The 12,364-nt window shown below is 62.5% G+C and carries 5 protein-coding genes; 1 reads left to right on the top strand and 4 read right to left on the bottom strand.

The features are described 5' to 3' along the window. Positions 1-257: 257 nt before the first annotated feature. From BLS87_RS08525 to pbpC, 3 genes are all read right to left on the bottom strand, one after another. Positions 258-1,934, bottom strand: coding sequence for a ShlB/FhaC/HecB family hemolysin secretion/activation protein (locus BLS87_RS08525; RefSeq protein ID WP_074752016.1), 1,677 nt, complete (start codon positions 1,932-1,934; stop codon positions 258-260). A gap of 186 nt (positions 1,935-2,120) precedes the next feature. Beyond that, the gene (locus BLS87_RS08520) at positions 2,121-3,746 is read right to left on the bottom strand and encodes a collagen-like triple helix repeat-containing protein (RefSeq protein ID WP_074752014.1); all 1,626 of its coding nucleotides are present in this window, start codon (positions 3,744-3,746) and stop codon (positions 2,121-2,123) included. 448 nt (positions 3,747-4,194) lie between these two features. After that, positions 4,195-6,618, bottom strand: coding sequence for a peptidoglycan glycosyltransferase PbpC (pbpC, locus tag BLS87_RS08515; protein WP_083370637.1), 2,424 nt, complete (start codon positions 6,616-6,618; stop codon positions 4,195-4,197). A gap of 158 nt (positions 6,619-6,776) precedes the next feature. Here pbpC and BLS87_RS08510 point away from each other — a divergent pair, with 158 nt between their 5' ends. After that, on the top strand, positions 6,777-7,070 hold the full coding sequence (locus tag BLS87_RS08510) for a hypothetical protein (protein ID WP_074752012.1): 294 nt from the start codon (positions 6,777-6,779) through the stop codon (positions 7,068-7,070). Positions 7,071-7,218: 148 nt separating this feature from the next. Here the strand turns inward: BLS87_RS08510 and BLS87_RS08505 are convergent, their stop codons facing one another. Beyond that, a complete protein-coding gene (locus BLS87_RS08505) occupies positions 7,219-12,147 on the bottom strand; it encodes an alpha-2-macroglobulin family protein (protein WP_074752010.1) in 4,929 nt (1,642 codons plus the stop codon). Positions 12,148-12,364 lie beyond the last annotated feature (217 nt).

Raw genomic sequence — 12,364 nt, 5'->3', positions numbered from 1 at the left:
ACGTCTCCTACAACGAATTTCGTCGGTCTGACGATTTGCGCCGGGCATTGAAATGGCAGGAGCCGGCGTGGTGCGGGCCGTGTTGGGGCGAATGCGCTGGATCAGCGACATCAATGTTGAATGATCCACCGCGTTCGCTGCCGTCGTAACCTCCGACGTCTCCTACAGAGTATTTCGTTGGTCTGACGATTTGCGCCGGGCATTGAAAGGGCAGGAGCAGGCGTGGTGCGGGCCGTGTTCGGACGAATGCGCACCCTTCAAAGCTGATAACTGAAACTCAAGGTGAATCTCGGGTTGCGGTTAAAGCTGTCCAGGCCGATATCGGACAGGGGCTTGGCGGCCTCCAGCGCGATGTTGTAATAACGCCCATCACCGAAGCGCAAACCTGTCGCCGCCGAAGACAACCTCGACGTTTTAATCGGCAACTCGTTGAACCAGGTCCTCGCGGCGTCGAACACCACGTACGGCTGCAGCACTTTGACCCAGTTGCCGTCGCGCTTGAAGCTGTAGTTGACCTCGTACGCCACACCCCATCCTTTGTCGCCCGACGCTTGGTCGGTCGGGTAACCACGACCGAAATTCTGGCCGCCGAACTGTGCCCGTTCGCTGTCCGGCAAGGTGTCGTCACTCCAGTAGAGCGCCGCCGACAACACGCCCTGCCAGTGCTCGAAAAACGTGTCGCTCTGCACGCCGGACAACCGCGCGCGAAAGAAGTCGAGGTCATAGGTGTTGTCGTCCGTTTTGGCCCCCATGCCATCGATCCCCCGATACACACCGGCACTGAGGATGCGCAACTGACGATCCGTAGACTTGCGCCAGTCCCCTTCGATCGCCAGCGCCCGAATATCGGTTTTGCTCTCAACACTCAGCGGAAAGCCAATCACGTCGTAGCGGGTCTTGTCGTTCACGGCGTACAGGCGCGAACCGACACTGAGCCACTCACTTTGCGCCGCGATCAACGGATGGGTGAAGCCGATGGAAAAACGGTCATTGTCGCGTCGTTGCTTGAGCTCCAAGCCGTTATCCAGCGCGACGTTGGTGCCGGGCTCGCTGCGATAATGCGAGGCCGACAGGGTCAGTTGCGTGCCTTCGGTATTGAGGTACTGACTGTAATCGAGCCGGTAGTAGTGCTCCTTGTCGTCACCCGGCGGGAATAGCCCGCTGACGGTCAGTTGCTCGGCCATGGAGGTCTGCGCATTGCTGTTCAGGCCGAGCAGCGCCTGCAGGCCGTCGCGGTTGTCGTCAGTGGTGCTCAAGGTGCTGGTGAACGGTTTGCGCGACGCCTGTGCGATGAGCGTCGTCGCACCATCGGTGGTGCCTGGCGGCGGCACCTGAGCCTGCAACGTCACGCCGGGCACACGGCTCATCAATGAGGTGTAGCGCTCGAACGTCTTGCGGGTCAGCGGGCGCTCTTGCTTGATCTTGTCCACGAGTTTTTCCAGATAAGCCGACACATTGCCGATGTCGCCCTCCAACCGGTAATCGCGCACGTAGCCTTCGACGAGCACCACTCGCACCAAACCCTGATCGAAACTTTGCGGCGGCAAAAAAGCGTAGGACAACAAGTAGCCGTCATCCTGATAGCGCTTGGTCACGCGGCGGGTGGCCTCGATCAAATCGGCCAGCGTGGCATCACGACCGATCAGCGGCTCGTAGATCGCGCCGAGCTCTTCAAGCGGGTATACCGTACCGCCCTCGATGCGGATTTTGCGCACGCCGACCTTGGTGCTCATCATCAATGGCGTAGCATCGGCGGGAGGCGCAGGCACCTGCAACGCAGGCGTGGAGGGACGATAGGCGTCGGCGGGAAGGTTGGGCACCGGCAGGGTGCGTTCACGGTCATTGCTGTTCAAAAAACTGGGAAGCGGTTCAGCGTTTGCGAAAAAAGGAGAGACGGAAACACCCAGCACCAGGACAGGGACACAAGCACGCATAAGGACACTCCATTGGCCAACCGCAGCGGCGTTGCACAGGCATAAAAAAGACAGGGGATCATCCGACTCCCCTGTCTGAAACAAGCGTAGGCGTTGTATGGAAAGTCGCTACCGCAGCACGCTGGAGAAAGAACACTGCATCACGGACAACTGACTCGCGATCGTTCTCACACTGCCCAGAACTGCTTACTTACGGTTAGCCAACGCCCCACCCAAACCACCGCCTAAAGCGCCTGTTACCCCGTTGAGCAGCCCGCCGATACCACCGGCGGATGCGCCGCCGCCATTGACCGCACCACCGGTGTGCACCACCGTATTGCCCACACTTGAAACCGTAGCACCCGCTGCCGCCGCGACCGGATTGGCGCCGGTGGCTGCGATCTGGTTACCCAAGCCGCTGACCGCACCACCGACCTGCCCGAGCAGACCGCTGACAGGCCCACCGAGCCCCGTCGATGCACCGATGTTCTGGGTCACGCTGGTGACGTTGTTGATCGCTGGAGCGACGGCAGCCGAAACGTTGGCGGTCAGCGCGCCGACCGGTGCGCCTATTGCGGTGTTAGCGACGCCATTGCCGCCGAGGATCGGGCCAAGCGACGCAATTGTCGCGCCGCCATTGCTGGCATTCAGGCCCAGTGAACCGGCCAGGTTGCCGCCCGCGCCTGCGGTCAAACCTGTGCCGGCCGCGACCACGACCCCACCGACATTTTCCAGCAGTCCGCCGCCGAGCCCCGGCACACCCGGCACACCCGGCAACCCTGGCAACCCGACGCCACCACCCGTTCCGGCACCCGCCTGCAGATAACCCGCGGCCGTGCCCGCCACATCACCCAACCCGCCCAGGGATCCGCCAAGACCGGCCGTGACCGGATTGTTCGCAGCGCCGCTTTGCAGCGTGCTGCCGAGATTGTTGAGCGTGCCTTTGGCGTTTTGCAGCAAGCCATTGACCGGGGCGCCCAACCCGGTGGCATCGCCCACTTTGGTCGTCGTGGACTCCAGCATTGCGACCACCGGCACCAGCTTGTCGCCAATCGCCTTCGTCGCCGATCCAAGTGGACCGCTGGTGGTCGCGGCGCTCAGGGTGTCGCCCAACATGGTGACTTTTTGCCCGACGCCATCGACCAGGCCACCAGCCCCTGCGACCACCGTACCCACCAGCGGCACCTGTTCAATCGCTGAGGATCTGGCAAATTTCGTCACGCCGGTTCCGAGGGATGAAACACCGCCGCCCAGTTCACCTGTCGCGGTGCCGACGCTGGCGAGCGTCATGCCCAGGGAGTTGCTGTCGGTGCCCAATGTTCCCAGCCCTTTCACCAGACCGTCACCCACGCTGTTGACTGCCGTGCCAGCCGAGGACACCAAACCACCCGCGCCAGACGTCAAATCCGTACTGCCCGCCACTGGGACCGAAGACACGGCATCACCGACGCCGACCACCGCATCGCCCACCTGGCCGAGCACATTCCCTAGATTGATGCTGGTCTGCGCGGTGGTCGAGCGCACCACTGGGGTGGTCACCCCGCCGCCACCCGTTCCACCGCCGCCTGTACCACCACCGGTGCCACCGCCCGTGCCACCGCCCGTGCCTCCAGTTCCACCCGTGCCGCCATCGGCAACGCCGCCTGTACTGCCAGTGCCACCCGTGCCGCTGCCATCGGTACTTCCGTCACTGGCGGAGCCTCCCGATGTACCCGCTGATGACGAACCATCGACATGACTTTTCGAACCACCACCGCCACTGCTGCAACCGCCCAGGCTGACTGCCAAAACAAGTGCCAATGCGGATGTCGCGAAAAACATTTGGGTTTTCATGGGGAGAATCCTTCCAAAACGCGATTGTTTTATTGGCTTTACGGCATGGGCCGAAAAGCGCTTGTCCTTGGCGTCATATCAAGCGTTGGGAAGGATTCGAGCAATTCACAACTTGGTATTAACAACTTATATACACGCCGGCACTACGCGGTCTCTTCCAATAAATCATGATAGATATCAATGAATTAAATTAGAGAAAGACAGCGCGAGTCGGGTCTGCAGACCAAAGTCATTAGTCCTAATTGACTAGGTGTGATGACTAAAAAAACCGCACTCGGTGCCGAGGTGCGCCGAAGCTCAGCGCGCCTGTCGGAGCACACCGAGGAACAGAGGTCGTCAGGAATATCGATTCGCGAATGAATTCGCTCCCACAGTGTTCGGTTTCCCGACGTCGAGTATTCGGGAATCGGCGTTCAGGGCTCAGCGCTGAAGTCACGGCGAACCGACGTCAGTCCACCACACTGAACTCCACCCGCGCGGTCTGGCCGCTTTCGTCCAGTACGCTCAGTTGATAGCGACCCAGCCGGGTGAAGGTGTGGTTGTAGCTGTCCTGATTCGCGGTGTCGCCCACCGGCGCTCCGTCGATGAACCACCACCGTCGGCCGCTGCCTCCCAGTGCCGACAGATTGAGACGCAGCAACTGTTGACTGCCGGCCGGCAAACGCAACTGATCGCCCTCGCGAACCCCCACAATCGTCAGCGGCGCCGCCAGGCCAACAGCTTCCGGCGGACAGGCAGGATCGACCGCCGGCAAGCGTGCCTCCCGGCGTTCGCTTTTCGCCAGCCAGGGCTCCAGCGGCGCGGGCCACAGCGCAATGTCCCGAGCCTGTGCCTGTGGACAACTCGCACCGACACGCAACCCCTTGTCGTTGACCCAGATTTTCTCCAGCAGCCCCAGGCCCAGCGGTTGATCCGTGGCCTGCAGGGTTGGCGGCGTGGTGCCGTCCAGCGTCCAGGCAAAGCGCTGACGTCGACAGTTGGGATCGCTCTTGCTCATCGGTTGCCCCAACGGCCAACAGATGGCAGCCACGCCAACGTTGAGCGGCACCGGCAATACCGGCGGCACGATGTTGCGCTGCGCGTCGCGGTTCACCAGCACATCGTGAACCTGCAGCATCAGTGGGGCCGCCGACGCCAGCCCGAATTGCCCGGGCACCGGTGTGCCGTCTGGCCGACCGATCCACACGCCGATCAAAAACCTGGGGCCGACCCCGATTGACCAGGCATCCCGAAAGCCATAACTGGTGCCGGTTTTCCAGGCCAGTTGCGGACGCTGCACCAGCTCGGCATGGGGGTCGAGATCGGGCCGCGACTGACCGCTGAGAATACGCCGGATAATCCACGCCGCCCCCGGCGACATCATTGGCCGGTCACGCAGGCGATCGTCCGGTTGCAAGCGAATGTCGGCGCTGCGCCCGCCCCGCGCGAACGCACTGTAGCCGCCCACCAGATCCTCCAGCCGGCTGCCCGCGCCGCCGAGAATCAACGCCAGGTTCGGTTCGGCCAGCGGCGGCAGGGTCAGCGGCACGCCGCCGTTGCGCAACTCGGCCGCAAAACGTTTGGGGCCGTAGGCTTCAAGCAGTTGCACGGCAGGCAGATTAAGCGACATCGAGAGGGCTGAGCTGGCTGCCACCGCGCCGTTGAAACCGGACGAGAAGTTGCCCGGCCGGTAATCGCCGTAACGTCGCGGCACGTCCTGCAACAGCGACTCGGAATGAATCAGTCCGGCATCCATCGCCTTGCCGTACAGGAACGGTTTGAGCGTCGAGCCCGGTGATCGAAGCGCGCTGACCATGTCCACATGACCGAAGCGCCTGGCATCGCCGATGTCCACCGAGCCCACATAAGCGCGCACGGCCATGTTCTCGGCTTCCACCACCAGAATCGCTGCAGAGGTGCGTTCCGGGAGCCGCGCACGCCAACCCAGCAGCAGGTCTTCGAGACGACGCTGCAATCCCGCATCCAGTGTCGTGCGGATCAAGGGCGGGCTGTTCGGGCGATTGAGTCGTCGGGCGAGCAGCGGTGCGAGACTCGGTTCCTGTCGCGGCGCGAGCAACAGCGGTTCTTCCAGCGCCTCGTCGACGGACTGTTGCGGCCACACGCCGAACTCGGCCAGACGCCTCAGCACTTTGTCGCGCGCGGCCTGGGCCCGCTGAGGGTGGCGATCCGGGCGCAAGCGACTGGGCGCCTGCGGCAGGACGGCGAGCAGCGCCGCGTCGGCGCGTGTCAGATGCTGCGGCGATTTGCCGAGGTACGCCCAGCTGGCGGCCGCGACGCCTTGCAAGGTGCCCCCGAACGGCGCGCGATTAAGGTACAGGCCGAGGATGTCCTGCTTGGACAAATGCCATTCGAGCTGCGCCGTGCGCCACAACTGGCGAAGCTTGCCTGGCAAGGTGCGCGGGTGGGGATCGAGCAGGCGCGCGACCTGCATCGACAACGTGCTGCCGCCTGACACCACGTGGCCGCCACTGAGGTTCTGCCAGGTCGCTCTGACCAGCGCCATCGGGTTCACGCCGGGGTGCTGATAGAACCAGCGGTCTTCGTAGGTGAGCAGCGCTTCAAGGTAAAACGGCGACACTTGATCGACCGTCACCGGATAACGCCACACGCCGTTGGCATCGGCGAAACGCCACAGCGGCGTGCCGTCCTCAGCGAGCACCACCCGCGCCAGATCGTCCTTGGGCAGCGGCAACGGCCAGATCCGGTCGGCAAGCCAGAGCAGCAGGCACACCAGCAGCAGCGCTGCCCCCATCCACCGCAGCGCACGACCTGTTTTTTGCCAAAGACCCGGCGTCTTACCGGGGCCCTGTGGGAGCGAGCTTGCTCGCGAAGCCGTTGTGTCGGCTGGCTCAAGGGAGACTGATAGACCCATTCGCGAGCGAGCTCGCTCCCACAGGGGTCTGCAGACGCTCACAAGAAATCTGCCCGTCATGCCAAACAGCCTTTATGCTTCAGGGAACTCGCCCCGCCCATCGACAGCCCAAGCGAACAGTCTTTATTGTGTTCCATCCCTTTCATCAGGAAGCAGACATGCAGGTAGAAAGCGTTTTCGAATGGCTTGGCCAGGTAATCGGGGCCGTGATTCGCTTCGTGGTCGACGGGTTAAGCTGGTTATTCAACATGTTCACTCATGCCGGTGGCAATTTCGTCGACGGCTTGTCACGCACGCTGGGCATGGACACCTCGCTGATCAGCATCATCGCCCTGATCATCGGCCTGATGCTGCTGTACTCGGCCATCCGCGCCTTCATGCGCGCCTCGATCATCATGGGGATCATCTGGCTGTTTCTGGGGTTGTGGTTGTTGAGCTGGATTATTCATTAAGTACACGAAACACCAATCCTGTAGGAGCGCGCTTGCCCGCGAATTCGGTTTGTCTGTGACGTAGATGTCAGCTGACGTACCGCAATCGCGGGCAAGCGCGCTCCTACAGTCAGTGAACGCGTTCCGACAGGGAAACGCGCCCCCTGCTTCACTTCTTCCCTTTCACCACCAACTGCGCAGGCGCTTCGCCCAGTGCCTGCCAGTTCGGCCGGTACATCGACTCCACTTGCGGCGGCGGCACACGGTAGGTGCCCGGTGTCACGGCGCGGGCGAGGTACAGCAGGTGCACGGTGTTGAAACCCTGAAGATCCATGGCCGCGACATAGCGGTCGCCACGGAACTCCTGGTGTTTCACCCCGGCGTTCTCCATCGACTCGCGCCACTGCTTCACTGACTCGCTGGCGTCTTCCAGGCTTGCCGCACTTTGCGCCAGGTTCTGGTTTTCGATCTCAAGGCCGGCGGGCAGCAAGTCCACCACCAGCGCATCCGGCACCCGCTCCTTGGCTTTGACCTCCAGATGCACCAGCACCAGGTCGCCGCTTTTCAGAGCGCTGAGGTTCAACGCCTCGCCATCCATTCCGAGGTACTCACGACGAATGGCCAGGTTCTCGCCACCGGCCGCAGGCGGTTGCGACGGGTACCCGGAGATCGTCATCTGTTGATAGAGCGTCTCGCCTCCGGTGTTCTGCACCGTCAGCGGCGACGCCAACACTGAGCTGTCCAGCTTCACGCCCGGCTGGTCGTTGCTCAGTTCACGGTTGTTGCTGCCGCTGTTCAGGGTCGCCGCCCATTTGGCTTCCGGCTTGCCGAGCAGATCACGTCCCGCCAGGAACAGTGAGTTACGTTCCTGCGTCGACAGATAACGGCTGGCGGCGACCTGATCGGACAGCGCAAACAAGCGCTCCTCGACCTTGTCCGTCGCCAGTTTGTTTTCTTCCAGCAGCGACAGAATCAACGCCTGATCGCGCAATGGGCTGCCGTAATCCGCGAGCCAGTCGTTGGTCTTGCGACCCGCCGCCAGCCCGGCCATCAAGGCCTGATCGGCGCGAGGTTTGTCGCCCATTTTTTCCAGCGCGATGGACAGCTGCACCAACGGCAATCCGGAGCGGGCGTCCGTGCGACGGTCGAACAGGCTGCGCAACGCACCCAACGGCGCCTGCTGGCTGCGCGACAACACAAGCCCTGCGTACGCCTGGACGGCAAAGCGCGTGTGGTCGGCGTTTTCGCTGTAGTTGACCTCGATCTGGTTGCGCTCCTGCAGGTAACGCAGCAGACGCTCGTTGGCTTTTTTCAGCGCATCCGGTGGCACGGCATAGCCCTGATCACGGGCGCGCAGCAGGAAGTCGGTGACGTACGCCGTCAGCCAGTACTCCTCGTCACCGTCGGCGCCCCACAGGCCAAAACTGCCGTTGTAGCGCTGCATTCCAATCAAACGTTCGATGCCCAGCTCGATCTTGCGTTTGCGCACCGCGTCTGGTTCGCCTTCCAGGCCCAGACGCTTGAGGGTTGCAGCATCGGCATACAGTGACGGGTACAGGCCGCTGGTGGTTTGCTCGAGGCAGCCATAGGGGTAAGCCTTCAGCGCACGAATCTGCTCACCAAGGTTCAGCGGCGGACGGCTCGACACCGACAGCAATGCTTCGCGCCCTGCCGGCTCGAACGCGTCCAGCGCGCCCTCCGGCAGACGCCACGCCTGATCCTTCAGCACGGCGCGGTATTGCCGCAACATCGCCGGGTAGGCCGGGCGCACGCCGATCGTCCATTCACGACTGAAGGCGGGCAGGTTCTCGCCCGGCAGGTCCAGGCCATTGACCGTGACCTTGATCACGCCCTGGCCAAATCCGCCCTGCGCTTTCACCGGAATCTGCAAAGTCGTGCGCTGACCCTGGGTAAGGCTCACGGATTTGCTTGCGTCGCCTTCGACCAGGCTCAACTGCCCTTCGGCCGTGACCTGCACGTTGAGTTTCTGCGCCTTGCCTGACAGGTTCGATAGGTCCAGCGCGACGTGGGTCTGATCGCCCCCGGCCAGGAAGCGCGGTGCCGACAACTCGGCAATCAACGGCGCGGCGACGACGGTTTTCGCTTCGGCCATGCCGTAACGCTCGTCGGTCCAGGCCTGGGCCATGATGCGCAGCTCACCGTTGAAATCAGGAATATCGACGCTGACTTCGGCATCGCCCTGTTCGTTCAAGGTCACCGGAGCACTCTGCAGGGCAACGATGGTGACGCTGGTTTCCGGGCGTTTACCCCCCTTTGCCAGCGCAGCGTCGCCACCGAACGCCAGACTGGCAAGGCGGTTGCGACCGGCCTCGATCAACTGCCCATAAATATCGAGCTGGTCAGCGCCATACTCCTTGCGCCCGAACAGGCTGGCGAAAGGATCAGGCGTGGCGTACTCGGTGATGTTGAGAATGCCGACATCGACCGCCGCGACCAGCACGTGAACGTCCTTGGGAATTGACCCGTCGGCGTTCTTCGCGTTGACCTTGAGCGTGAGCGGCTGCTTGGGCCGCATCTTTTCCGGCGCCGTCACTGTCAACGCCAACTTGCGTTGTGAGCGATCCAGCGGCAAGTGCAGCACGCCAACTGCGCGCTTAGGCGTGACGTTGGCCTTGCGCTCGCCAGGACGGATCACCAGCGCACTGACGTACAAATCGTGGCGCGCCCATGTCTTGTCCATCGGGATATCAAAGGTTTTGCCTTCGGCCGGAACGTCGATCTCCTGCCACCACAGTGGACCGTCGCTGGACTCCACCAACAGATAGCCTTTGCCGGCGCTTGGTGGCGTCACTGTGACTTTGGCCGTCTCGCCATCAGCGTAGGCGGGTTTGTCCAGCGCCAGCTTGACCTGATCCGGCCGCACTGCGCCGCCTTCGGCGTTGTCCTGCCAGCGATAACCGGCCCAGAAACGCACGCTGCTGATCAGCCCGGTGGCCGGGTCTTCGACCTCGACGCGATATGGGCCCCACTCGACCGGGAAGCTGATCTTCGCCGTGGAGTCTTTTTTCACGCTGACCGTTTCTTCGGACAGGTTGAGGAATTTCTCGTTGTAGTGATAACTCCAGCCATCGCTGTCGGAGTAGTTCCAGTAGTAGTCACGACGCTCGCGAATCAGCCGCACTTTAAGGTTGTCGGCCGCCAGTTTGTGGCCTTCGGCGTCGGCCATCAGCACTTCGAATTCAACCGGACCGTCGCCATCGGTGGCCTCGCCGTCGAACAAACCGCGCAAACCTGGCAGCGCGTCGGCGGGCCAGACAGGCTGGGTCAGGCGACGCGTGATGGGCCGACCGCCGGATTCCTGCAAGCTGGCCTGCAACACCAGCTCCAGGGGCGAACGCGCCTTGGCCCATTGACTGTCGATGCTCAGGTCCAGCTCGCCGTTGGCGTCGAGCGTGCTGTCTTCGACTTCCAGATCCTGCTTGAGGTCTTCCTCGGTCACCGAGCCGAACTGATAACCCGGCAACGCTGGAACGGCTTCTCGCAACGGCCTCACATACAGCTGCCCGGTCAGGCGATTGCCCGACGCCGGGGCGCCATAGAGGTAACGGCCATTGATGGAGATATCGAACGGCGCGTCGGGTGCCAGCGGTGTGTCACTGCCTTTGAGTTCGAGGGCCATGCGCTCAGGAAGGAAATCCTCGACCTGAAACTCGTACAACTGCGGCTTGCCGTCGCCGAGGTCGAACACCAGTTGCCAACGTCCTGTCGGCGCCTCCTCCGACAATTGCAGCTGATATTGGTACAGGCCCGTTGCGTCTGCGTCCCACACGAATTTGCGACTGACTTGCTCATCCGGTCGGCGCACTTCCACGGTGATCGGCTGAGGTTTCACACGCTTGCCATCGTTGTCGCGCAACAAGCCGTTGAGCAACACCGTTTCACCCGGGCGGTACAGATCGCGCGGGCCAAAAATAAAGAACTGCAACGGGTGCGCTTGAGGGCCGGTGATGTCGAACTCGGCCAGGTCCAGCGCCGCGCTGTTCAGGCGAAGCAGGCTGGTCTGTTCGCCCTGATGGGCGAGCAGCACCTCTGCCTTCGCGGGCAAGGGCAGTTCGGCGTGGCCGGCATTGTCGGTCTTGCCCTGGCCGATCACTCGGCCCTTGTCGTCATACAGCTCCAGGTCCACGCCGTTCAGCGCTTTGCCGCCTTCCAGCGCCTGGGTGAACACGTCCAGCCGGTTGCTGTAACGGTGCGCGGACAGCCCGATGTCACTGAGGGTGAACAGCGTGGCCGGCTGCGAGTAGTTGTAGGTGCCGGAAGCGCGCATCACGGCCAGGTAAACGCCCGGTTGTTGCAGTTGCTTGAGCCCGGCAATCGGCAGCAGCACGGTTTCACGCGTGTTGCGCGCAGGGTTCAGGTCGAAACGGCCGCCATAGACCAGATCGGCCATGGGCAGCAGTTCCTTGGACTCGTAACTTTGCAGGCTGGACGCGCCTTCCCACGAACTGAGGAATGCGGGCAGCGAATCGGGCTTGATGCGGAAAAATTCGACATCGACCTTGTCGACGTTCAACGCAATGACCGGCAGGCCTTCGGCCAGGCGAGTCGGCAACAGACTGCCGCGACTGGCGAAGCCGACTGTCGCTTGCAGATCGGAAGTTTCCAGGCGAGCGGAATACTCAGCCGCCAGGGTGTTGTTGTTCACGGCCGCCAAGCCAGGGTCAATCGTCAGGACCAGTTTGCGCTTGGGCTCCAGATGGCGAAGACGCAGCTCCATCAGGTTGTCCGAAAGCTCCCAGGCACCGTCGACCTTGCCGTCCTTGCTGTCGACCAGATGCACCTTTTCAGCGAACTTCTGATCCGGGCTCAGCGGCACGGAAAAACTCAGCGACAGCGTGCTCGCGCCGTCGAGCTGGATTTCCGAGACGTCGACCACCGTCAGCTCACGTCCGGCGTAGCGTTTGCTCAGCGCAGGAATGTCGACAGCAGGCTTGGGCTTGGCAGCCTCTGCTGCAGCGGGCTGCGTCGCGGGCGCCGCCGGGGTTGCCGGGGCAGGCGCAGGTTTATCGGACGTGGAGGAATCGCAGGCACTGAGCAGTACCAGCGCGCAGGCCAGGAACAATCCTTTGTTAAGCATGAGGCACTCATTGGCGGCAGTTGTGATGAAGAGCAGCAGTTATAGCACCGCAATCCCGATCATGGCGCGCGGCGCGGGAATAGACCGTGGGTTTGTGCGTTTGTTCGCAAGGTCAGCCGGCCCGATCAATCACCCCGACATACCCGAATCGGCAGGCGCCAGCTTGCTGGCGAACGCGGTTTGTCAGCCGATAGTTTCGTCACTGATCTGCCGGATT

Source organism: Pseudomonas abietaniphila, from assembly GCF_900100795.1.
Classification (GTDB): domain Bacteria; phylum Pseudomonadota; class Gammaproteobacteria; order Pseudomonadales; family Pseudomonadaceae; genus Aquipseudomonas; species Aquipseudomonas abietaniphila.
Note: the sequence above shows the minus strand (reverse complement) of the source record. Positions and strands in the feature narration are given on the sequence as shown.